This is a genomic window from Neptunomonas concharum (assembly GCF_008630635.1).
GTDB classification, from domain to species: Bacteria; Pseudomonadota; Gammaproteobacteria; order Pseudomonadales; family Balneatricaceae; genus Neptunomonas; species Neptunomonas concharum.
This window is the reverse complement of the sequence record NZ_CP043869.1, coordinates 249,889-271,757: the sequence shown is the minus strand read 5'-3', so window position 1 is coordinate 271,757 and position 21,869 is coordinate 249,889. Positions and strand designations below refer to the sequence as shown.

Sequence of the window (21,869 nt, the reverse complement as noted above, 5' to 3'; positions counted from 1 at the left end):
GGTAACTGCATGAATATTATTGCGCAATATGGCGATATTATCGTCATCCTAGCCTGCCTTTTTGGATTCTTTATGGCTTGGGGCGTGGGAGCGAATGACGTAGCTAACGCTATGGGTACGTCAGTTGGCTCTAAAGCCCTCACCCTTAAACAGGCCATTCTTATAGCGATTTTCTTCGAATTTGCAGGGGCATACCTTGCTGGCGGCGCGGTTACCGCCACCATTCGAAAGGGGATTATTGATCCTGCACTGCTCTCTGGCACGCCAGAGCTATTAGTGTTCGGTATGATGTCAGCGCTACTTGCCGCCGGTATCTGGTTACTTATTGCCACCCATTACGGCTGGCCAGTTTCTACAACCCATTCTATTGTTGGTGCTATCGTTGGTTTTGCGGCTGTCGGTATCTCAATGGATGCCGTGAACTGGGGCAAAGTGTCTAAAATCGTCGCCAGCTGGGTCGTATCGCCCGTAACGGCCGGGTTTATCGCCTTCTTTCTCTTTAGAAGCGTACAACGGCTGATACTCGATACCGAAGACCCTTTCAAAAACTCAAAACGCTACGTCCCCATGTACATTTTCCTAGTGGGCTTCATCATTTCGATGGTGACGTTCACTAAAGGTTTAAAGCATGTCGGCCTACACCTTTCGTTTGGCCAAAGTGCAGCGATTTCTGTCGGAGTTGCGTTCATCACCATGATCATCGGTATTTTTATGCTTCGGAAAATCACAGTTGATGAAGCGGCTGATCGAGATTACCACTTTGCCAGTGTTGAGAAAGTGTTTGGCGTTTTAATGATGTTTACAGCATGTGCGATGGCATTTGCTCACGGCTCTAATGACGTTGCAAACGCAGTTGGCCCGTTAGCTGCAGTGGTTGGTGTTGTTGCAACCGGAGGTGAGGTAGTGCAAAAATCGGCCATGCCTGCTTGGATACTGTTGCTAGGCGGTGCTGGTATTGTCGCTGGGCTTGTCATGTATGGTCACAAGGTTATCGCTACCGTCGGTAATAACATCACCGAATTGACCCCTAGCCGCGGTTTTGCAGCAACGTTGGCCGCTGCAACCACTGTTGTCGTAGCTTCCGGCACAGGTCTGCCAATCTCAACTACACATACACTGGTTGGTGCTGTACTGGGTGTCGGTATTGCCAGAGGCCTCGCCGCATTAAACTTAAGAGTTGTCGGCACGATATTTGTCTCTTGGATCGTGACATTACCTGCTGGCGCCCTACTCGCTATCATGTTCTTCTTCATGTTTAAAGGTATGTTCTCATAACCCTAACATGAACCATTAGGGACTCGACCTCTATCGAGAAAGCCTGCACAATAGATCAAAATCTTTGTGCAGGCTTTTTTATGTCTACCAAAACCCCTGACATTTTAGGAATGCTGACTGAGCTTATCAGCACCCCTTCCGTTAGCTGTACTGTTCCAGAGCTGGATCAGAGCAATATTCACGTCATCCACAAACTTGCTGGATGGTTGGACGACCTTGGATTTCATACTGAAATTCAGGAAATACCGGGGACAATCGGCAAAGCTAACCTTATCGCAACACTAGGTTCAGGCCCTGGGGGATTAGTGTTATCAGGGCATACGGATACGGTGCCTTGCAATGAAGAGCTTTGGAAAAGCAATCCATTCCAATTAACGGAGAGAGATAATCGCCTATATGGGTTGGGAACCTGTGATATGAAGGGTTTTTTCCCCTTAGCGATCGAGGCTGCCAAACGGTTTTTAGATACCCCGCTAAGTGCTCCTTTAATCATTCTCGCCACAGCAGATGAAGAAACCTCTATGAGTGGAGCCAAAGCACTAGCGGAAGCAGGCCGCCCAAAAGCGCGCTATGCCGTGATTGGTGAACCCACAAGTATGCGCCCTATTCGTATGCATAAGGGGATAATGATGGAAAGCCTACGCATTAGCGGTCGGTCCGGACACTCTTCCGATCCATCACTGGGTGCTAGTGCATTGGACGCCATGCATGCTGCCCTAACAGAACTGGTTAGCTTTAGACACGAGCTGCAAAGCCGTTACAGAAACAGCGCTTTTAAAATTGATGTACCTACACTCAATCTAGGCTGCATCCATGGTGGCGACAACCCTAACCGCATCTGCGGCAAGTGCGAGTTGGAGTATGATCTACGACCTCTCCCGGGGATGGACCTGTCCCTATTGAGAGAAGAAATCTACCGTCGTCTGACGCCTTTAGAAGATAAGTTTAGTGTCACTATGGAATATGAGTCTCTGTTCCCAGGTATCCCCGCCTACGAAACAGAGGCCAATGCATCGCTAGTGAAAGCCGCCGAAGCGTTGACGGGCCACACCGCCGAATCCGTTGCATTTGCAACAGAAGCACCGTTTCTTCAAGCAATGGGAATGGAAACGATCGTTATGGGCCCCGGCAGTATTGATCAAGCCCATCAACCGGATGAGTTTCTTGCACTGGATCAAATCAAGCCTACAGTGGATATTCTCGCTCATCTAATTAAACGTTACTGCACAGACCAGCAAGAGGAAGAACAGCGTGTCTGACGCAAGCAATAAATATGTAAACTGGTTCCGTCACTCGTCCCCCTATATTAATGCCCATCGGGGCAAGACCTTTGTTTTGCTGATCGGTGGAGAGGCGATCGCAGATGACAATTTTGATAACATCATCCACGATATAGCCTTGCTAAATAGCTTAGGTATTCGCTTAGTTTTGGTCCATGGTGCCCGACCTCAAATTGAGGAAAGGCTACAACAACAAGGGATTGAAACACGCTTACATCATGATATTCGCGTGACTGATAGTGCCTCGCTTAAGTGCGTCATTGAATCGATTGGCATACTTCGGAGCACAATAGAATCCAAGCTATCTATGGGGTTGATCAATACCCCCATGCATGGCGCAGGCATTCGCGTCACCTCAGGTAATTTCATCACAGGCCGACCAATTGGTGTCTATGAAGGCGTAGATCTTTGCCATACCGGAGAGGTAAGAAAGATTGATCATCAAGGCATCCGGGACCAGCTCAACCTAGGTAACATTGTTCTCTTATCCAATCTAGGATATTCACCCACAGGTGAAATTTTCAACCTACCGGTTGAAGAAGTCGCCTCACAGACCGCTATCGCACTAGGCGCGGATAAGCTGATCCTTTTTGGGGCAGAGAAAGGCATCATTGATAGCCGTGGTGAGCTGAGAAGCGAGTTACTATCAAAAACCGCTGAACGCTTTTTACAGCAATATCACGCTCAGCTCAGCGACCCAGAAGAAGCTCATACGGAACTATCACGACTGCTGTTAATGGCAACACAAGCCTGCGCTGGCGGCGTGCCTCGCTCTCACTTGATTAGCTATCGCGATGATGGCGCATTGCTTTCTGAACTCTACACCCGAGATGGCGCAGGAACCATGATCATTCAGGAATCCTACGAGAAGGTCAGGCCCGCCATTGCAGAGGATGTTGGCGGCATTATTGAGCTGATCAAGCCTTTAGAAGAAGCGGGGATTCTAGTCAGGCGCTCCCGTGAACTATTAGAAGCAGAAGTTGAGCAGTTCTTTGTAGTCGAGCGAGATGGCGCAATTATTGGTTGCGCAGCACTATATCCGTTTGAAGATGAGCAAACCGGTGAACTGGCATGTGTCGCAATTTCAAAGAGTTACCAAGGTGGTGACCGAGGTGAACTCTTACTCGACGCGATTGAAGCACAAGCCAAGGCCTCAGGCCTTAAATCGCTGTTTGTTCTAACCACAAGAACCGCTCACTGGTTTATCGAGCACGGGTTTTCTGAAATGCCGCTGGATCAACTACCAGCTAAAAAGAAAGCGCTTTACAACTTTCAGAGAAATTCCAAAGCCTTTAGCAAACCCCTCACATTAACCGAGAGGTAATGTAATTTTGAAGCGAGCGCCTCCCAAGGAGGACTCGCACACCTCAAGTTGGCCGTCATAGCTACTAAGTATATCTACAGCGACTGTTAACCCAATGCCTTGCCCTGGGGCCGCAGATGTATCTACCCGCGCACCACGCTGCAGAATCATATGGCGCATATCAGGTGACACACCAGGACCATCGTCCTCAATATCCAGCTGCACTGACTCCTCATTTTTTATCAGGGAAACCCTGACACATGAGTAACCATATTTAAACGCGTTTTCTAATAGGTTACCCAATAACTCCATCAGATCACGTTCATCCGCACCAAAGAGTGCGGTTTCATCTAACAATAAAACGACTTCCACATCTTTTTCGCGATAAACCTTACTGAGGGCCGACGTAATACGTTGAATTAATGGCGCTAATGGCGTTGCATGGGCAATAACATTAGTTTGGCTACGTACCGCACGGGCAAGCTGGTATTGGACAATTTGATCCATACGCTTAACTTGCTCTTCTACTACAGAACGATAGTTGTCGTAGGACAAATGCTCATTTCCCGCACCCCTTACAACCGCTAACGGTGTCTTCAAGCTATGCGCAAGGTCGCCTAGCGTATTGCGATAACGTTCCCGCTGATTCCTTTCGCTATGTAATAGGTGATTCAGGCTATCTGTGACCCCCTGCACCTCTTCAGGATAAAGGCCGGCCAATCGCATCGACTGCCCTCTTTCGATCGAATGCAAGTCATCAACCAGCTGACTCAGCGGGCGAAGCCCCCAGCGGGTAATAAATGTCTGCAACATCAACGCAAGCACCGCAACAGCAAATAGCCACCCTCCTAATTGAGTTCGATACGCATTAAGTTCTGCCTTAAGCTGCTCATCATGCTCTATGATCGAGAAAATAAAACGTGCTTCTGTCGCTCCAGACTCCCAAATTACTGGGTATTGATAGAGATATAAGCCTAAAGATTCGAAGTGAACAAATCGGGTCTCCCCTGACCTTAGCCGCGTACTCTCTATATCTTCCAACACAAGAGAATCGAGTCGATTCGTGCTCGGAGAAGCCCATTGAAGCAACCCTAACTGACTATGAATCAACCCATATGCTTCGTGGCCTAGGCGAGTTTGCTGCTGTGCATCAGAGATGATGAGTTTACCTTGGCTGATTTCAGCAGCGCCTATCATTAAATAAACCTGCAGGCGCATGCGCTTTTCAAGCGAAGCTTCCAAACTATAGGCATAGGAATTTTGAAGTGCATAACCTGCTACCGCAATGATTACAGGCAGCAGGACAAACGATGCTATTAACAACCGCGCTTTAAGGGAGCGGGGCACCCAATTTGCGGCTAATGCCATAGGTAACTATTAATCAGCTGAGAGATCGAACCGATACCCAAGACCGCGTACGGTCGTGATCGGTTGCAACTTTTGCTCGGGATCCAGTTTTTGACGTAATCTCCTGATGAAGACCTCAAGTACATTACTATCCCTGTCAAAATCCTGGTGATACAAATGCTCGGTCAATTCAGCTTTTGAGACCGTCTTACCCGCATTTAACATGAGGTATTCTAGTGTACGGTATTCATAACTGGTTAGTTTGATAGGCCGCGAATCATAGGAGACAACTCGCCCAATCGTATCCAAGCTTAATAATCCAAATGTTAAAACCGGCTTGGCATGACCTGCAGCTCTTCGTAAGAGCGCATTTAAGCGAGCAAGTAGCTCTTCCATATGAAAAGGCTTCACGAGAAAATCATCAGCACCCGCCTCAAGGCCCTCTACCTTATCTTGCCAATCGCTTCTAGCCGTCAGGATAAGAATCGGAAAATTACGCTCTTCTGCCCGCCACTTTTTAATCAGATCAACGCCTGATAACGATGGTAAACCCAAATCCACTATTGCCAGATCATAAGAGAACTCAGAGCCAAGATAGAGCGCTTCCTGCCCATCTGCTGTTTCTTCAACGGTATAGCCATTGGATTCCAGCCCGCTGACAAGCTGACGTCGCAGATCTGCATCATCCTCGACTACTAATAGTTTCATCCTATACTCCTGATCTTATTCGGGTAATAGCTCACCACTGGCTGCATCAACCAGCACTTCTCGTACATGCCCATTGTTCACTAAACGGATCTTATATGCCAAGCCTGATTTACGATTTTCAGTATCCGTTTTAACAACCCGCCCCCCAAATGCTTTTTTTGCAATCACCACAGCCTCGCTGAGTGTGACTTGTGGCTGCGCTTCCTTGGCATAAGTTGTAGTACCAGCGCTCAAAAATGCCATGTAAAGGATGAAGACTAATACCCTTAATCTGTGGATAAAACCGGGAGGCGACATGCAAAGTCCTCATAGCACATGATTGCTTGATAAAAAAGGGAACGACCCAAACCACCAAGATTATACCAAAGCGTAGCTAATATGAGACATGCCGCAGTAAAAAATAGCCACTATCCATGCTTAAACTCTCCATGGAGCAAAGGATCTACTTTTAGAACTGAATATTTTGTGAATAAGAAGGCCGGCAACCTCTACCGTGCCGGCCAAAGTCAGTTATTCGCTACACTTTTTGCAACTGCTAAAGCCAACTAACTTATAAAGAGGGCACCAGCCAACTAATGCGATCAAAATAACCGGAACGCCAATCCAACCCCAAGGGGTTTGAGGTCCAACAAAGACCAAGGCAATTAAGGCTAAACCCACCAATATACGAACAATTTTATCGATTGTACCAATATTCTTTTCCATGCTATCAATCTCCTGAAAATGGATATTTCGAGCATTATTCTTACCCCTTTGCCATGTCTAAACAGTGACAAAGGTCACACAGTTCCTTCATTTTTTACCAGCCGCCTCAATATATCAGGCTCCAGCATCAGCACTTGGCCACGAGATAGCGCAACCCATCCCTGCTGCTCCATAAGCTTTAATTGGCGACTGACTACTTCTCTGGCAGTACCCAACGCATCAGCGATTTGTTGGTGCGATACAGACAATACCAAACTTCTACCACTCTCCTTGAGTAAATAACGCGCCAACCTAACATCCATTCTCTCAAACGCAATTGACTGAATAAGCATCAAAAGACCGCTTAAACGCTCGGAGTAGGATGTAAATACATAGTTTCGAAAAGCACTGGATCGATCCATAAGAGCACTAAAATCATCCGCAGGAATGACAACCGCTTGACCTGCGGCCTCCACGCAAGCTTCCGCTGGATATACTTGTCCCGACAGTAAACAAGAAGTCGTCAACACACAGGTCCCCAAGGGCTCGATGCGATACATATCCAACTCGCGACCTTGCAAAGAACGGCCGAATACACGCACACAGCCTTCTAATAAAACGAGGAATCCGCCGCATTGCTCGCCCGGCCTGAGTAGCGTTCTACCCACAGGTAAATTAATGACAGATGCGTTCTCAAGCAGACTTCGAGCATCGCTATCCAGCTCATTAATAAAGGGAAGACGATCAAGCATCCGAATCTGTGTCCGACGCTGCACGCTGAGCTTTAACCGCTAACATCACATAACGAATGTTATAGACGAACCCCATCACCAAAACGACAGGCATCGTTACAAGAAACACTTTACCTAGTGCCTCGTTAGCCAAGAGATGCCCACCCCACAAGCTTGCCAAACTCACGATCGCCAACGGTATACCAAGCTTCATCATTAAGCTTAACCACTTATCTTTTCGAATTGCTTTCTTATCCACCTATACAGTCCTCGCGGTTTATCTGGATCAATTGTAAAGGGCACCTCGCTTTTTTTATATAAACTTTGGTGCAAGCGCCTAAAAATCGATCATCGGCGGTTCCTGTTAGCCATCATCTTTCTGTTATACTTCTTGGCCTGATTAATGTCGCTAACGAGGGAAGACCCATGCCCGCATACCGCTCTAAAACCTCTACTGCTGGTCGTAATATGGCAGGTGCCCGCGCGCTGTGGCGTGCCACTGGCATGAAAGATGAAGACTTTCACAAGCCTATTATTGCTGTAGCTAACTCTTTTACTCAATTTGTACCCGGCCATGTTCACCTAAAAGACATGGGGCAACTGGTCGCCAGAGAGATTGAGAAAGCAGGTGGAGTCGCCAAAGAGTTCAACACCATTGCTGTCGATGATGGCATTGCTATGGGTCATGATGGCATGTTGTACTCTTTACCTTCTCGCGACATTATCGCCGACTCCGTTGAATACATGGTAAATGCTCACTGTGCTGACGCATTAGTCTGTATTTCTAACTGCGATAAAATTACACCAGGTATGTTGATGGCAGCCATGCGCCTGAACATTCCTGTGATCTTTGTATCAGGCGGCCCAATGGAAGCCGGTAAAACCAAACTATCCGAGCATAAGCTAGACTTGGTTGATGCAATGGTTATTGCCGTAGATGATTCCGCATCCGAAGAGAAAGTCGCTGAATACGAGCGCTCCGCTTGCCCTACGTGCGGCTCCTGCTCTGGCATGTTCACAGCCAACTCGATGAACTGCCTTACTGAAGCGCTGGGCCTTTCACTACCCGGAAACGGCACCACGTTAGCAACACATAGCGATCGCCGTCGTTTGTTTGAAGAAGCGGGCGAGCGTATAGTGACGTTGGCAAAACGCTATTATGAGCAAGATGATGAGTCCGTATTGCCGCGGAACATTGGCAACTTTAAAGCGTTTGAGAACGCTATGGCTCTGGATATCTCCATGGGTGGCTCTACCAATACGATTCTGCATCTATTGGCGATTGCACAAGAAGCTGAAATCGACTTCACCATGAAGGACATTGATCGTCTATCTCATGTTATTCCGCAGTTATGTAAGGTCGCACCTAACACACCGCAATACCATATTGAGGATGTACATAGGGCAGGCGGTATTTTTGCTATTCTTGGCGAGCTAGATCGCGCAGGTAAGCTCCACACTGACCTTCCGACTGTCCATAGTAACTCTTTAAAGGAAGCGCTGGATCAATGGGATATCATGCGCAACCCCTCACCGGAAGTGATCGAGTTTTATAAAGCCGGGCCTGCAGGCATTCCCACTCAGACCGCCTTCAGCCAATCTACTCGCTGGCCAACGCTGGATGGTGATCGAGAGAATGGATGTATTCGTTCAATAGAGAATGCTTTCTCTCTTGAAGGCGGCTTGGCTGTACTCTATGGGAACATCGCCCTTGATGGATGCGTTGTAAAAACCGCAGGTGTTGACGATTCCATTCTGGTATTTGAAGGACCCGCCCATGTCACTGAATCTCAAGATGAAGCAGTAGCTAATATCCTAAACGATGACGTAAAAGCTGGTGACATTGTTATTGTACGTTACGAAGGCCCGAAAGGCGGCCCCGGTATGCAAGAAATGCTTTACCCAACCTCGTACATTAAATCAAAAGGCTTAGGCAAAGACTGTGCACTGCTAACCGACGGGCGCTTCTCTGGCGGCACATCCGGACTCTCAATCGGCCATGTTTCCCCGGAAGCGGCCGCAGGTGGTGCAATAGGCTTAGTCGAAAACGGCGATATGATCCGTATCGACATACCGAATCGTACTATTAGCTTATTGGTTTCTGATGAAGAGCTTACAGCTCGCCGTGCAGCAATGGACGCCAAAGGCAAAGATGCATGGAAACCTGTTAAGTCCCGCCCACGTAAAGTATCAGCGGCATTAAAAGCCTATGCACTATTAGCCACTTCTGCGGACAAAGGGGCCGTGCGAGATCTGTCTAAATTAGACTAAACACCCCTAAGATTAAGGCAGCGGATAGCGCTGCCTTAATCCCCTCAATAACTTACAAACTCTCCATTACCTGCCAAAGCAAACGCATAGCCAGCAAAGTCACCACCACTTTGTAAATCTGTTTGAACAACGCCTCTGGCACACGATTGAGTAGCTTTAACCCCACCCAAGTGCCCACCAGGCCACTCAAGATCATTAAGATAATCATCGGTAACCACTGCCAAAATGAAAAGCCAATCGCGGTAAAGACCAGCATCTTCAAAAAGTGCTGCAAACTCATACACGCTGCGAAGGTGCCTGTTGTTTCAAACTTACTGTAACGCTGACGGTGCACAAAGCCAGCTACTAAAGGACCTGTCGCTCCGACAAACATCGAAACAACGGTTGTTACAGCACCAGCAAGCACATGGCCGATACTAGATACTTCGTGTTTATATAACTTAGGCCCCCACACCAAATACAGTATGAACAGAGCCACGCTCAATTGAATCCAATACAGCGGCAACTGCACAACAATCGAGGAAGCGATAAGTGCACCTAAAATCGCACCGCACCCAAAATAGATCACCATCGACTTATCAACATATTGTCGCATCAACCAAGCTCGGCTTCCGTTAGAGCCCAACTGCACAAGACCGTGGACAGGAATAAGCGCATTAACAGGTAACAACTGCGCCATAGCCGCTAATAAGAGGACTCCACCACCGATACCGACAGCAGCCGTCAACATGGAGGTAATACCACTGAGCGCCACCAACAAAGCGGCCTCGGGAATAGATAAAGACTCAGGTAAGAACTCAAACATGCTGCTGTGCTAATTGTTCAAACAATTCATCCAGAGGCACGGGCTTACTGAACAGATACCCTTGGCCCACATCACAATGATGCTCTTCCAAAAAAACCTTCTGTACGTCGGTTTCAATGCCTTCGGCAACCACTTTCATTTTCAGACGATGTGCCATGGAGATAATAGCGGCGGTAATCTCCATATCGTCCAAATGATCAGGAATATCTTTGATAAACTCCCGATCAACTTTGAGCACATTGATAGGTAAGGTTTTCAGATAGTTAAACGAAGAATATCCGATGCCAAAGTCATCAATTGCAACCGTAACACCTAACTGCTGCAGTTCAGTCAAGGTACTAATTGCCAAATCAATATCCTGCATCAGCAGCGTTTCCGTAATTTCTAACTCTAATCGAGCAGGGTCAATACGGTAGCGGTGCAAGGCTTGCCGAATCATATTAAGCAGTTCTGGGTCACGAAACTGCCGGGAAGATAAGTTAATAGCGATACGCACATCATCATATTGCAAATCCGACAGCTCACGTAATGCTCGGCAAGCCGTTGATAAAACCCAACGTCCAAGGGGCACGATAAAACCTGTTTCTTCAGCAATAGATATAAAATCCAGAGGAGAGACAATACCAAGTTCAGGATGCTTCCAACGCACTAACGCTTCGACACTGATAATTTTTGAGGTTTTCAGATCTACTTGAGGTTGATATAAAAGATAAAAATTTTCATCCTCGAGTGACTTAGGCATTTCACGAGAAAACCGGATATAGGTTTGCAGCTGCTCATGCAAACTTTCGGTAAAGAAACGGAACTGATTGCGCCCCATCTCTTTTGCTTGATACATAGCAAGGTCAGCATGTTTGAGTAGAGCTTCGGGGGACTGACCATCTTTAGGTAACCACGCCAGCCCCAAACTGGTGCTGATCTGTACTTCATGATCATTAATTAAGAATGGCCGCGATATCTCTGCCAGGATTCGCTGCGCAACACGTTCAACATGACCGGCCTCTTGTACAGGGTGAATCAAAATCGCAAATTCATCACCGCCTAAACGCGCCGCTATATCATTATCTTGCAGCGTATCAACCAGACGCTGCGCTACCTGAATCAGCAATTGATCGCCGACACTATGCCCTTGTGTGTCATTGACTGTTTTGAAGTAATCCAAGTCCAGCAACATCACCACAGATGGGAACTCTTGAGTATCTTGCTCAAACAGAGCAGCTAGCTCCCTAAAGAAGAAACGCCGGTTTGGCAACCCAGTCAACTCATCATAGAGCGCCAAGCGTTCCATTCTTGCATGCGCGTCTTTTAACTCAGTCACATCTTCACAAACAATGACAAAGTGCGTTAATTCACCATATTCATTGTGAATAGGCGATATAGATACCAACGACCAGAATGTTGTCCCATCTTTACGCCGACTCTGTAGCTCTCCCCGCCAATGCTTACCTGAGAGAATAGATTGCCATAATGCTTCATAGCGGTCGGGGCTAATCCACTTACGGCTTAATAACTCAGGCTGATTACCTTGTATGTCCGCTAAGTTATACCCCGTTGTCTCTGTATACTTCGGATTAACATATTCAATTGTGCCGATTACATCGGTAATCATGACGCTCGAACCGCTGTGAGTAATCGCGCTAGATAACTTTTGTAAGGACGACTCTATGTGTTTACGATCAGTGATATCTTGGCACGTACCCGAGATCCGTTTTAAATCGCCTTTCGCGTTATGCACCACATGGCATATCAGATGCACATGTCGATAAACGCCCGTTGGGGTAGATACTCGAAAATCGATAGTTCCTGCTTGCCCCTTATTCAACATGTCCGTGAAATGGCGCATCACTTCGCTTCGATCAGCAGGATGCACCCGCTGAAAGAGACTCTGAGCATTTTTAGGGTACGCTTCTTCTATTAGCAAAATAGCCTGCAAACTGGTGGAGACCCAAAAGCGCTGTTCCTTTAACAGCCACTCCCAGCACCCTAACTGAGCAATTCGGTGAGATTCATTGAGCCTCTCTTCGGCAAGCCGACGCTCCTGAACCTGTGACTCCATTTGATGCTGCTGCTCTAATAACGAACCGCGCATGGTTATAAAAGAGCGTATGAGCGGTGAGAGAATGGAGCGATGAGTCACCGCAGGAAATGGGAACTCAGAACGCCCTGATCCTAAGTGTTCTGCCGCCTCAATCAACTGTGTCATGGGCTTGAACAATAACCAGCGCTGAAGGAGTGCAATCACAAAGAAGGTTAGTAATGAAGAAACTATGATGAGTAACTCCGTCCACCTGAATTGATTTGTGACCTGCTGTGCAATAGCCCGCTTATCCAGCCACGCATCAGCGACATACGCCCCGACCTCAACCGACAGATGTACCCGCTCTCTATGAGTAGTAAAACCAACAGGTGGGGAGGGTACACCGTTATTTGTACGCCGAAACGAGACACGCAGCCATGACGATCTGTCGGTAAACAAGCGCCCACTAAGGCTTTGTTGCAGAGCCGCTTCAGTAGACTGATTATATTTCGCTAACTCAGCGAGTAAGTTAAGAGTTTCACGCGTGTCATTTACTTTTTCATTAACGGCATCACTGACTTTAAGCGGCAACCAAACCAGCTCAGCGACCAGCAAAAAAACACTTAATATGCCCGCAATAGGAAGCAGTAACTTAATGGTAAGTCGCTTCACTGAGGAGTACTCACACAGCAGGAGATCTGGGCTAAATGACCCGACAACATATATCCACCCTTTATTCTTAGTTGAGCAGTGCAGACATAACCTGATCAGCCCACTTTAAGCTATGTCGGTAAGCCACCTCATAAAACGCACGATCAATTCCGCGAGACAGCTCTTCAAACTGGCCTCGTTCATAGTGTTCAACATCACTCAAAACATCGCCGAGCGTTCCCGTATAGTGCAATAGCGCATTCTTAATCTCACCACTTAGGGGCACTTCCGTCATCAGTTCAGCCATTTCAATATCGAGCATTGCATCCAGTTGGGATAACAAGCCGACGATAAAATAGTTCATACCATTGGGGTAACCATTAATCTCAGCTAGCAACTCACACATACGTCCTCTTACCAGCATGGTACGTGTCAGTTCGTTAGGTCGGCCATCCGCTGCTGTCGTCAGAAATAGCATAATCCAACGACGAATCTGCTCCATGCCAAGCAATGTGATCGCATGACTCAATGAGCCAATTTCTTTAGGTACCGCAAAGGCGGCTGAGTTAACAACCCGTAAAATTTTATAGGTTAAAGCAGCATCATTAATCGCAATTTGCTCTAGTGAAGCACCTGTTGCTTGTTCATTATTTAGCTCGGCCAACAGCTGTAACAGAATAATTTTACTACCACTGATTTTTTTGCCTTTTACTGGTTCAGGTCGACTTAGGAAATAACCTTGATATAGCGAAAAGCCCATCTCTAAGCACTGGCGAAACTCTTCTTTGGTTTCCACCTTATCGGCAAGCAGATCGAGCTGATACGGCCGCAGCTTTTGAATAATCCCTGGCAGCGCGCCCAGTCCCAGCAATTGAATATCCAGTTTGATAACATGAATGACGTTTAAGAGGGGCTCAAACTTAGGATCATCAGGATTATAGTCCGCTAAAACAATGCGATAGCCTTTAGCTGCAAACTCCCTCACTTTGCTGACAAATTCTGGCGATATCGATGATCTGCCCAAAATTTCCAGGGAAAACAGAGCTGGGGGTAATTCTGGCAAGGTACCTGCCAGCAGCACTTCATCAGTGACTTTCAAATAGCAGGGTAAGAACTTTTTGCCACCATCCGCTACGATGTTAGCGTAAGTGTTAACGACGACATCAAACGTCGCTTCTTCATCTTTGATCGCAGACAGGTCTTCACCGCTTTGCCCCCGAAAAAGTAATTCGAACGCCACAATATCTTGGCTTTTGGAGTAAATGGGCTGACGCGCCATTAAGACATCCAGTCGTTCCTCTCCTTCAAGAATCTGATCTAAATCTGTCACACAAAACTCCAACCGCTATTTGCCATCAACATTAAAGAGAATAACATAACGACCATTCCCCCAAAAAATTGAGAATGATTAAAGTTAATGTTAGCACTCTATTATCATTTCTGACTAACGAATATCTATTGGAGCACTACCCTTTCAAAATGGTATGGAGAAAGCGCGCATATCGATCACTTCGTACTGCGCTTTTTCAAGGGCGCCAAAGGGTCTGGCAGATGACTAAATACGCTATTCAAATGCGCTAGGGAAGGCCGAGGGGGCAGCAACGGTCGTACCCATTTCATGGGGGAGCTTTCATCCATTTGTTCTTCGGTTAACGACTGCATGATCCATTTTTTAACCGGTACAATGTTATTCGCAAGCCTCAAGGTCGCCTTTCTCGCCAATTTAGCTGCAAAGGTTTCATGGGTAAAAAGTCCTACCACAACATTGGTACCGTGATACAACACTCGGGTCACTTTAATATGATCACGTTCGTAAGCCTTTAACACCACATCCGAGCCGATATCCCGACCATCCGCAATAGCTTCCGCAATATGCTTTGCTAGGGATGCCTGACCGCGAAGACCTAAATTAAAGCCATGTGCAGTAACAGGGTGCATACCTACAGCTGCATCACCAATCACAGCAAAACGCCTCGCGACAAACTGATTGGCGTGCACAGCCACCAACGGATAAACATGGCGCTTACCCAGTAAAACCATATCCCCTAACATGCCATTCAATTGCTGCTCTATACATTGATTAAAGTGTGCTGGCGACATATCAACATAGCGCTGAGCATCACGACTGTTGACCGTCACCACGATCGACGAGCGATTACCCGTCATTGGTAGAATTGCGGTGGTCTGCCCATAATGAAAACACTCAAATGCGGTCTGTTGATGAGACTTACTATGTGACATACGACACACAATTGCGGTACGGGAAAAATCTTTCATTGTCGCCGAAAGCCCCATTTTTCTTCGCATATCGGAAAAACGCGTATCTGCTGCAATCACTAGCTTCGCAGTCACCGTTTCACCGTTTACTAAGGTTACAACGCCGAACTCAGCCTCAGTCGCTACACCTTCTACCGTTGCCTCTGTGCGCAGCTCTATATTACTTTTTGGTAAAACGGACTCATAAAATGCTTTACGAATTAAATGATTAGGCACCAGATAACCCAGCGCCTCTAAATCCGTTTTATCCCGTTCAAAGTTCAAGCTGTACGACGACTCGCCATCAAATACCTTTGCGCCCTCTATAGGAGAGACTTCCTCCTTCGGCAAATGCTCCCATGCACCTAACCCCTTCATCAACGAAACGGAAAGATGTGTTAGCGCTATTTCTCTACCATCCTCTGGCGGGTTTTGCAGGGTTGCCAGCGACGAGCGTTCCAGAATTAGCACCTTTAAAGGAAGCTCGCTCAAAGAGCGCGCAAAGCTTAACCCTGCAGGCCCTGCTCCAATAATGACAACATCATAATCTTGCGCCACGACACACCTCTGCACCCTAGTTCATCAGAAATCTCATCCTACGGATTCTCAGGGCTATTTCCTCGACATATATCAACAAATCTTGGGATAATCAGCTAATCTTAAATGAAAGCCATTCTGCTCAGCGAGCAAGGAGTATTTATGAGTCAGCAAGGGAGCGCCGGAAACGTCATTGCGGCACTGTGTAATATATTCATTCCGGGACTGGGCCACTTAGTTCAAGGCAGGTTACTCGCCGCGTTCTTTTTCTTCGTTACAACTGCCGTCGGCTATGCTCTCTACTTCCTAATCTTCCCAGCAATTATCGCTGCAATTATTCACCTTATTAGCATTATCAGCGCAGCTCGCTATAAACCCGATACGAGTAGCTGAGTAATAACCACTACCACTGCGGACATAGCTATGACAAAACCGATACTAACCCCTCAACAAACTGAATTAGCGATATTGGAAGCGCTAGAGGATTTAGTATCGATTGTTGACAATAAATATCGCTATCGTGCCGTCAGCCATGGCTATACGCGCTTCTTTGGGTTACCCGCAAGGTCTATCGTAGGAAAAACTGTTGCTGAACTACATGGCACTGAGCGGTTCGAGCAACACATCAAACCTGATTTGGATAGATGTTTAGCTGGCGAGGAGGTAAAACTTAGCTTTTGGGGGCAAAACCACCTAGGAGAACCCCGCTTCATCGATAGCCGACATACTCTCTACACCGGCAGCCTAGTGGAAACCACGGGGGTAGCTGTTGTGGCAAGGGATGTAACCGACCTGATTGAAGCACAGAACGCTCTAGAAAAAGAACGCTATCTGCTTACTCTAATGGCCGATGCTCTACCCGACTTCATTTTTGTAAAAAGCCTGAACGGCGTCTATCAACACTGTAATAAGAGCTTTGAAGCTTTTCTTGAATCCAACACCGAAGCGATCATCGGAAAAACCGACGCTGAACTCATGTCCAAGCGATCTGCCAACTACATCAAGGAGCGCGATCAAGAAGTCATCCAAAGCAAAAAGCGCAAGCGTAAAGATGAATGGGTAACCTACAATGATGGCAGTCGACGACTGATCGATATGCTAAAAATTCCCATCCTGAACCAGCAAAACGAAGTAGAAGGTCTCATTGGTATTGGCCATGATGTAACGCGAGAACGGGAAACTGAACGCAAACTACAATTAGCAGCCCTTGTCTTTGAAACCACCTCAGATTATTGCTTTATTTTATCAAGCAAAGGGGTGATCGTGTCTGCCAACAGTGCTGCCAAATCAGAGTTCTCGACTCTGAACGATACGCAAAACATATCGATTCACGACCTTTTGCACTGTTTGTCTCCAGCCTGTGACCTCGCAACCATCCTAAGCACGCAGCTTAGCTGGCAAGGAGAGCTATTATCACACTCTCACGTCCCATATCTAGCTACACTTAATGCCGTCTTAGACGGCGATGAAGTCCCTGAAAAATTTGTATTAACGCTCAGGGACAACAGCGAACACAAAGCCCTAGAAAAAGAGCTGACAAGCAAAGCCTATAATGACTCGCTAACCGGTTTACCTAACCGATTACTGCTACATACTAAACTGGAAACCGCCATCATCAGAGCCGAGCGTCAGCGACGGCAAATAGCCGTACTATTTATTGACCTAGATGGTTTTAAGCCCGTAAACGACAAGTACGGCCACTTTGAGGGGGATAAAATTCTAGTTGATGTAGCACAACGGCTCAGGGAACATCTCCGTCAATGCGACACTGTCGCCAGACTAGGGGGTGATGAGTTTGTCGCACTGCTTGATATTTCACTACCTGTTCATGCCGGTAAAGTGGCTAATAAGTTATTAGCGAGCTTAGATAAATCATTTACTATTGAAAACAATCAAATCAGCATCTCAGCGTGCATTGGCATTAGCCTCTTCCCAGGCGACGCCAGCTGTGCCGACGAGCTGTTACAACATGCCGACAGCGCCATGTATCGCGCAAAAAGCCAAGGTTCACGACAAATTTCTTTCTACTGCGAACTATAAGGCAGCCTTAACCGATTTCTAACGTACCACGCAGTAAATCCTGCAAAGTCTCCAGCAGAGCACCGACCGCATCAGCATCGCCACTAAGCTCAGCATTGACTTGACTATCATACGTTAGCGTTATTTCTACCCCGTACGTGTCTGCCTGATGCCTAAGCAGTGATTCAAACTCAAAACCAACACGAATTCTAACGCTGGACTGAGGCTGAACCTCAATCCACTGGGCTTCAGTTAGGCATTCACTAACCGCCTGCGTATAAGCTCTAACCAAGCCACCCGCCCCCAACTTTACACCACCAAAATATCTGACCACTGTCGCCAATATATGATCAGCTCCCTGATGCTGAAGCACATTTAACATAGGCCGTGCGGCTGTCCCGGAAGGCTCACCGTCATCTGACTGGCGCACCTGCCCACCAACTAACATTGTAAAGCAGATATGGCGAGCATCAGGGTGAAGCTCCCACAGTTTCGCCACCTTGATTAAGCCCTCCTCATGGGAAGTAACCCGCTCCAAGCGCCCTAAGAAGCGCGACTTTTTGATTTCAATGGCAGCCTGAGCAGGCTTTGCGAGGGTTTTGTAATGTTTCATGGCGTTACCATGACAGAATAAGAAGATGATGTAAAAAATGGCGCGCCCGGAGGGATTCGAACCCCCGACCAACAGGATCGGAACCTGCTACTCTATCCAGCTGAGCTACGGGCGCAAAATCAGGAAGTTTTCAGGCCGGTAATGATACGGAGGTATATGCGTTTTGCCAAGCGCCCATCTTGTTTTTTATTTTTGCCACCGCTTTTTTCATCCATCTATGTTTGAGCAACGTAGGGATCTATGGCAAGGTAACAAAAAAGCATTAGCATCCTCTAATTTATCATGGAGATCCTATGGAAAAGGTTGATATTGCGATTCTCGGCGCAGGCACAGCAGGTCTTGCCGCTTATCGGGCCGCTAAAGCATACACCCCGTCGGTCGTACTGATAGACGGTGGCCCTTACGGTACCACCTGTGCCCGTGTTGGCTGCATGCCAAGTAAATTATTGATTGCCGCCGCAGATCGAAAACACCATATTGATCATGCATACCCTTTCGGTATCTCAACCACCAGCAGCGTTGATGGCGAAGCTGTCATGAAGCGGGTTAGAGATGAGCGGGATCGCTTTGCAGGGTTCGTTGTAGAATCCATCGAAAGCTTCCCTGACGAAGACAAAATACGCAGCTTTGCCCAATTTAAGGACGACCATACTCTCCAACTAGAAGATGGGCGCTTGTTGCACGCCGAGCGTATTATTATTGCCACCGGATCACGACCCAGCTACCCTGAGTTTTTTAAGCAAGCTGGGGATCGACTCCTCATCAATGATGACCTGTTTGAGTGGAAAGCACTTCCCAAGTCTGTTGCCGTGTTTGGCCCAGGTGTCATTGGGTTAGAGTTAGGGCAAGCACTATCCCGGCTGGGCGTACATATTCGTATGTTTGGCGTGGGCGGAAGCGTCGGCCCAATACAGGATTCGGAGATACGCCAATATGCTCTTCAAACCTTTAATGAGTCCTTCTATCTCGATCCAGACGCGAAGGTAGAAAGCATTGAGCATCGAGATAATCAGGTTGTTATTCGATTCCACGACGTTTCAGGTCAGCTGCAAACCGAGTCATTTGACTACTTACTCGCCGCAACAGGCAGACGCCCTAATGTCGATAAGCTAGCCCTTGGAAATACCTCTCTAGAGCTGGACGAACGTGGCATTCCTACATTTAATCCTTATACACTGCAAAGTTCATTACCGCATATTTTTATTGCGGGCGATGCTAACAACGCTCTCCCCCTGCTGCACGAGGCTGCTGATGAAGGTAAGATCGCGGGATTAAATGCTGGCAGATTCCCTGATGTACGTGCGGAAAAGCGTCGCACGCCCTTAGGTATTGTGTTTACTTCACCGCAAATAGCTACGGTCGGATTAACCCCATCCCAAGTAGATGAGCGCTGTCGAGGCTGCTTTGCCGTTGGCCGTGTAAGTTTCGAAGATCAAGGCAGATCACGAGTGATCGCCGAGAACAAAGGTTTAATGAAAGTCTATGGGGAACAAGGTAGTGGGTTACTGCTTGGCGCTGAAATTTTTGGCCCTGCAGCTGAGCACCTAGCGCATCTTTTAGCTTGGGCCGTACAACAACATATGACGGTAGACCAAGCACTTAATATGCCGTTTTACCACCCCGTCATCGAAGAGGGGCTACGCTCAGCATTACGAGACCTGAGCAAAAAACTCAATATTGGCCCAGAGCCTGTTCACCGTTGTTTAGACTGCGGACCGGGGAGCTAATGGCAGAAAAGATGCAAATTACTCCCCAAATCAATGAATAATCGAGGTTATACGCCATAAGGTGCAGATAAACCCCATTTTCGTTGGGTGCTTTTGCCGGTATAATCTTGGCCAGATTATTTTAATGATGCTGATAAATAAGCATCCACAAGAAACCGTAACGAGGTCACCACTGTGAAATTGACTGCTAAAGCTGCTTCAGTTCTGAGCATTCTGGGTTTGAGCGTTGCGCTATCAACTACGGTTGGTGCAGCATCCTCTGATGATAAAATTGTTGAACGCATCAAGCCAGCTGGCCAGGTATGCGTAGAAGGCGACGACTCTTGCGGCGGCGCAGTTGCTGCAGCAGCGGCCAGCACCGGAGGAGCCCGCTCAGGCGAAGACGTTTACAAGGCTAGCTGTGCGTCCTGTCACGCGATTGGCGTTGCTGGCGCACCTAAGTACGGTACAAGCGAATGGGCTGACCGCGGCGCTAAAGGTATCGATGCCCTGCTAAAAACAGCAATCAGTGGTATTAACGCTATGCCTCCTCGCGGCACGTGCGCAACCTGCTCTGATGATGAACTAAAAGTAGCTATCGAATATATGATGGATAGTGCCAAGTAATAACTGGCTTATCGTTAACAAAAAGGCTGCTTATGCAGCCTTTTTTGTGCCTAGTTGGCTATAAATTCAATATTACTACTATAAACGACGCTATCTTGCGATACGCTCGTGACCGAAATCGCATACCGTTGCCCACCTACGAGTACGGAGGACACAGCTACAGGCAATGTAATCGAATTAATTTCGGCGGGTAGCAACTCCTGCCAAACCATGGCCGATTGTAAATTTTGCTCTGCTGCTTCCAGACTTATCACACTCACTACTGTCAGCTCTGCGTCAGGAGCCACTCCCCAGCCAATTATATTATTTGATATATTAACACCTGATACAGAACCATTATCTTCGCCCTGAACATACAAGGTATTTAGGGGAAATAACCTCACCTCTCCTTCTGGCGCAATCCAATATTCTATACATTCCTGTATTACAACATGCTGCTTACCGGCTGCAACATTGTAAGTTCCAATATAACTCTGTGTTTCAACATCATAAGTCAACTGGTAGTCACCATTTTGAGGACGCCCGTCAACCCTTCCTAACCACTCACCATTGAGCTGCGTATTGACTTTTGTCCCTGTTATATTGCCTATGCCTTCCGACTGACAACCAACGTAGGTAAATGACATGCTGCCATTAAACAAACCGTCAGCCTGAGGGATATTTAGATAAACAATACCTGGTGTAGGGTCTTCTGGATTGAGGGTGAAGCTCTCTTGATAGTAGCCTAAGTAAAGCCCACCCGGCGCTACCTTATCTTCAACAGGTTGAGGTAAAGGCTCGACATTAGGAGGCTGTACGTTAGGTTCAGGCATCGTACTCGGAGTCGAAGTATTGGAGGAGTTCGAGCCCCCACAAGCCGTTAAGAAAAAGCAGGCAGAAGCAGTAATAAGTAGAGGTTTAATCAAAGTGTAGTTAGACATCATTCCTTCCCTGAAGTCAAAAATGAGGCAGCAAGAGAGCTTTACGCAAAAATACGAGCTGCTGGCTTCCTTGCCTGACAAAATTTACAGAGGGATTATAACGTTAAGCACGTGGCCCA

General features: G+C 47.2%; 20 protein-coding genes and 1 tRNA gene. 8 read left to right on the top strand and 13 right to left on the bottom strand.

Features of this window, described 5'->3' with window-relative positions; genetic code table 11:
* Window positions 1–9: 9 nt before the first annotated feature.
* The 3 genes from F0U83_RS01285 to argA all read left to right on the top strand — a co-directional run bounded on the left by F0U83_RS01285 (window position 10) and on the right by argA (window position 3,879).
* Window positions 10–1,275, top strand: a complete 1,266-nt coding sequence (locus F0U83_RS01285) for an inorganic phosphate transporter (RefSeq protein ID WP_138986147.1) — start codon at window positions 10–12, stop codon at window positions 1,273–1,275.
* A gap of 80 nt (window positions 1,276–1,355) precedes the next feature.
* Window positions 1,356–2,534, top strand: coding sequence for an acetylornithine deacetylase (gene argE, locus F0U83_RS01280; RefSeq protein ID WP_138986146.1), 1,179 nt, complete (start codon window positions 1,356–1,358; stop codon window positions 2,532–2,534).
* The gene (gene argA / locus F0U83_RS01275) at window positions 2,527–3,879 is read left to right on the top strand and encodes an amino-acid N-acetyltransferase (RefSeq protein ID WP_138986145.1); all 1,353 of its coding nucleotides are present in this window, start codon (window positions 2,527–2,529) and stop codon (window positions 3,877–3,879) included. The genes argE and argA overlap by 8 nt, the downstream gene beginning before the upstream one ends.
* Here the strand turns inward: argA and F0U83_RS01270 are convergent.
* From F0U83_RS01270 to F0U83_RS01245, 6 genes are all read right to left on the bottom strand, one after another.
* On the bottom strand, window positions 3,865–5,226 hold the full coding sequence (locus F0U83_RS01270; RefSeq protein ID WP_138986144.1) for an ATP-binding protein: 1,362 nt from the start codon (window positions 5,224–5,226) through the stop codon (window positions 3,865–3,867). The two genes, argA and F0U83_RS01270, sit on opposite strands and share 15 nt — an antisense overlap.
* A gap of 9 nt (window positions 5,227–5,235) precedes the next feature.
* The gene (locus F0U83_RS01265; protein WP_138986143.1) at window positions 5,236–5,913 is read right to left on the bottom strand and encodes a response regulator transcription factor; all 678 of its coding nucleotides are present in this window, start codon (window positions 5,911–5,913) and stop codon (window positions 5,236–5,238) included.
* Between the two features lie 15 nt (window positions 5,914–5,928).
* A complete protein-coding gene (locus tag F0U83_RS01260; protein WP_138986142.1) occupies window positions 5,929–6,210 on the bottom strand; it encodes a PepSY domain-containing protein in 282 nt (93 codons plus the stop codon).
* Window positions 6,211–6,423: 213 nt separating this feature from the next.
* Window positions 6,424–6,618, bottom strand: coding sequence for a YgaP family membrane protein (locus F0U83_RS01255; protein ID WP_138986141.1), 195 nt, complete (start codon window positions 6,616–6,618; stop codon window positions 6,424–6,426).
* A gap of 74 nt (window positions 6,619–6,692) precedes the next feature.
* Complete coding sequence (locus F0U83_RS01250) at window positions 6,693–7,349, bottom strand: Crp/Fnr family transcriptional regulator (protein ID WP_138986140.1); 657 nt, start codon at window positions 7,347–7,349, stop codon at window positions 6,693–6,695.
* Window positions 7,342–7,587: a hypothetical protein gene (locus F0U83_RS01245; protein ID WP_138986139.1), complete on the bottom strand. Its 246-nt coding sequence runs from the start codon at window positions 7,585–7,587 to the stop codon at window positions 7,342–7,344. The genes F0U83_RS01250 and F0U83_RS01245 overlap by 8 nt, the downstream gene beginning before the upstream one ends.
* Window positions 7,588–7,754: 167 nt before the next feature.
* Here F0U83_RS01245 and ilvD point away from each other — a divergent pair, with 167 nt between their 5' ends.
* Window positions 7,755–9,599, top strand: coding sequence for a dihydroxy-acid dehydratase (gene ilvD, locus F0U83_RS01240; RefSeq protein ID WP_138986138.1), 1,845 nt, complete (start codon window positions 7,755–7,757; stop codon window positions 9,597–9,599).
* 52 nt (window positions 9,600–9,651) lie between these two features.
* Here the strand turns inward: ilvD and F0U83_RS01235 are convergent, their stop codons facing one another.
* From F0U83_RS01235 to ubiM, 4 genes are all read right to left on the bottom strand, one after another.
* The gene (locus tag F0U83_RS01235; protein ID WP_138986137.1) at window positions 9,652–10,404 is read right to left on the bottom strand and encodes a sulfite exporter TauE/SafE family protein; all 753 of its coding nucleotides are present in this window, start codon (window positions 10,402–10,404) and stop codon (window positions 9,652–9,654) included.
* Window positions 10,397–13,093 (bottom strand): bifunctional diguanylate cyclase/phosphodiesterase, encoded by a 2,697-nt coding sequence (locus F0U83_RS01230; protein ID WP_246077588.1) that lies wholly within the window; start codon window positions 13,091–13,093, stop codon window positions 10,397–10,399. The genes F0U83_RS01235 and F0U83_RS01230 overlap by 8 nt, the downstream gene beginning before the upstream one ends.
* 67 nt (window positions 13,094–13,160) lie before the next feature.
* The gene (locus tag F0U83_RS01225; protein WP_246077586.1) at window positions 13,161–14,402 is read right to left on the bottom strand and encodes an EAL and HDOD domain-containing protein; all 1,242 of its coding nucleotides are present in this window, start codon (window positions 14,400–14,402) and stop codon (window positions 13,161–13,163) included.
* Window positions 14,403–14,578: 176 nt separating this feature from the next.
* The gene (gene ubiM / locus F0U83_RS01220; RefSeq protein WP_211343602.1) at window positions 14,579–15,886 is read right to left on the bottom strand and encodes a 5-demethoxyubiquinol-8 5-hydroxylase UbiM; all 1,308 of its coding nucleotides are present in this window, start codon (window positions 15,884–15,886) and stop codon (window positions 14,579–14,581) included.
* 105 nt (window positions 15,887–15,991) lie between these two features.
* Between ubiM and F0U83_RS01215 the strand changes: the two genes are divergently transcribed.
* The gene (locus F0U83_RS01215) at window positions 15,992–16,258 is read left to right on the top strand and encodes a hypothetical protein (RefSeq protein ID WP_246077584.1); all 267 of its coding nucleotides are present in this window, start codon (window positions 15,992–15,994) and stop codon (window positions 16,256–16,258) included.
* Between the two features lie 30 nt (window positions 16,259–16,288).
* Window positions 16,289–17,905 (top strand): diguanylate cyclase domain-containing protein, encoded by a 1,617-nt coding sequence (locus F0U83_RS01210; protein ID WP_138986134.1) that lies wholly within the window; start codon window positions 16,289–16,291, stop codon window positions 17,903–17,905.
* Between the two features lie 7 nt (window positions 17,906–17,912).
* Here F0U83_RS01210 and F0U83_RS01205 read toward each other — a convergent pair whose 3' ends face one another.
* Both F0U83_RS01205 and F0U83_RS01200 read right to left on the bottom strand, forming a co-directional pair.
* The gene (locus F0U83_RS01205) at window positions 17,913–18,497 is read right to left on the bottom strand and encodes an IMPACT family protein (protein ID WP_138986133.1); all 585 of its coding nucleotides are present in this window, start codon (window positions 18,495–18,497) and stop codon (window positions 17,913–17,915) included.
* Window positions 18,498–18,535: 38 nt separating this feature from the next.
* Window positions 18,536–18,612 (bottom strand) — tRNA-Arg (locus tag F0U83_RS01200).
* Window positions 18,613–18,790: 178 nt separating this feature from the next.
* Between F0U83_RS01200 and F0U83_RS01195 the strand changes: the two genes are divergently transcribed.
* Both F0U83_RS01195 and F0U83_RS01190 read left to right on the top strand, forming a co-directional pair.
* Window positions 18,791–20,224 carry a dihydrolipoyl dehydrogenase gene (locus F0U83_RS01195; RefSeq protein ID WP_138986132.1) on the top strand — a complete coding sequence of 478 codons (1,434 nt, stop codon included), beginning with the start codon at window positions 18,791–18,793 and terminating at the stop codon, window positions 20,222–20,224.
* A 174-nt stretch (window positions 20,225–20,398) separates the two neighbouring features.
* Window positions 20,399–20,830 (top strand): c-type cytochrome, encoded by a 432-nt coding sequence (locus F0U83_RS01190; protein ID WP_138986131.1) that lies wholly within the window; start codon window positions 20,399–20,401, stop codon window positions 20,828–20,830.
* A gap of 50 nt (window positions 20,831–20,880) precedes the next feature.
* Here F0U83_RS01190 and F0U83_RS01185 read toward each other — a convergent pair whose 3' ends face one another.
* Window positions 20,881–21,750 carry a hypothetical protein gene (locus tag F0U83_RS01185; RefSeq protein WP_138986130.1) on the bottom strand — a complete coding sequence of 290 codons (870 nt, stop codon included), beginning with the start codon at window positions 21,748–21,750 and terminating at the stop codon, window positions 20,881–20,883.
* Window positions 21,751–21,869 lie beyond the last annotated feature (119 nt).

Bases quoted from the DNA above. Each gene is read 5' to 3' on its own strand.
- F0U83_RS01205 (WP_138986133.1), bottom strand. From the start codon at position 18,497: ATGAAACATTACAAAACCCTCGCAAAGCCTGCTCAGGCTGCCATTGAA.
- F0U83_RS01250 (WP_138986140.1), bottom strand. From the start codon at position 7,349: ATGCTTGATCGTCTTCCCTTTATTAATGAGCTGGATAGCGATGCTCGA.
- F0U83_RS01270 (WP_138986144.1), bottom strand. From the start codon at position 5,226: ATGGCATTAGCCGCAAATTGGGTGCCCCGCTCCCTTAAAGCGCGGTTG.
- F0U83_RS01185 (WP_138986130.1), bottom strand. From the start codon at position 21,750: ATGTCTAACTACACTTTGATTAAACCTCTACTTATTACTGCTTCTGCC.
- ilvD (WP_138986138.1), top strand. From the start codon at position 7,755: ATGCCCGCATACCGCTCTAAAACCTCTACTGCTGGTCGTAATATGGCA.
- argE (WP_138986146.1), top strand. From the start codon at position 1,356: ATGTCTACCAAAACCCCTGACATTTTAGGAATGCTGACTGAGCTTATC.
- F0U83_RS01260 (WP_138986142.1), bottom strand. From the start codon at position 6,210: ATGTCGCCTCCCGGTTTTATCCACAGATTAAGGGTATTAGTCTTCATC.
- F0U83_RS01235 (WP_138986137.1), bottom strand. From the start codon at position 10,404: ATGTTTGAGTTCTTACCTGAGTCTTTATCTATTCCCGAGGCCGCTTTG.
- F0U83_RS01210 (WP_138986134.1), top strand. From the start codon at position 16,289: ATGACAAAACCGATACTAACCCCTCAACAAACTGAATTAGCGATATTG.
- F0U83_RS01215 (WP_246077584.1), top strand. From the start codon at position 15,992: ATGAAAGCCATTCTGCTCAGCGAGCAAGGAGTATTTATGAGTCAGCAA.
- F0U83_RS01255 (WP_138986141.1), bottom strand. From the start codon at position 6,618: ATGGAAAAGAATATTGGTACAATCGATAAAATTGTTCGTATATTGGTG.
- F0U83_RS01195 (WP_138986132.1), top strand. From the start codon at position 18,791: ATGGAAAAGGTTGATATTGCGATTCTCGGCGCAGGCACAGCAGGTCTT.
- F0U83_RS01285 (WP_138986147.1), top strand. From the start codon at position 10: ATGAATATTATTGCGCAATATGGCGATATTATCGTCATCCTAGCCTGC.
- F0U83_RS01265 (WP_138986143.1), bottom strand. From the start codon at position 5,913: ATGAAACTATTAGTAGTCGAGGATGATGCAGATCTGCGACGTCAGCTT.